We start from the raw sequence: 528 nt of genomic DNA, 5'->3' as shown, positions 1-528 counted from the left end.
TGCTCCTGCTGGAGAAGCTTAACGAGCTTGATCTCGATGTTGAGGCCGACCTTTGTGAGAAACTCCACGATGATGCGGAGCATCTTTTCCGTACACTGTCCTCGAGACTGGATGAATTACAGGATGGTAATTGATGGCCAGAGTGTCTATTAGTGAAGCGGCACGGCTTGTTAAGGTTAGCCGTCCCACAATTTACAAGATGATTAACAGTGGGAAGTTAAGTTACACCTCTGTTGTAAAGCACGGGAAGGCTATTAAAGTTATTGATACTTCAGAGCTTATTAGAGTGTTTGGTTCTCTTGATGGTGTCATCGATACTGTAAAATATGATGTAAAAAGTGACGCAGAATCTACAAGTATTAACAGCGTTGGTTTACATGATTTACAACATAGAATCGCTCTACTTGAAGCTGAAAACGATGGTCTTAAAGGGGCTGTTAAGGCTCGAGATGAGCATATTGATTCCCTTCGTCAGGCTATGCAGCTTCTGGAGCACAAGCACGAACCTTCTTCACCACCCCATTCCCC

Annotated in this window: 2 protein-coding genes; both read left to right on the top strand. The window is 43.9% G+C overall.

Going from position 1 to position 528, the window contains the following annotated elements:
- The coding region (locus tag MKS11_RS27530; protein ID WP_114268193.1) for a Rop family plasmid primer RNA-binding protein at positions 1–134 on the top strand (134 nt) is incomplete at its 5' end.
- On the top strand, positions 134–528 hold a 395-nt coding region (locus MKS11_RS27525; protein WP_284109805.1), incomplete at its 3' end, for a helix-turn-helix domain-containing protein. The genes MKS11_RS27530 and MKS11_RS27525, both read left to right, overlap by 1 nt.

The organism is Klebsiella sp. K5-45, from assembly GCF_030128605.1.
GTDB lineage: Bacteria > Pseudomonadota > Gammaproteobacteria > Enterobacterales > Enterobacteriaceae > Klebsiella > Klebsiella quasipneumoniae.
Note: the sequence above shows the minus strand (reverse complement) of the source record. Positions and strands in the feature narration are given on the sequence as shown.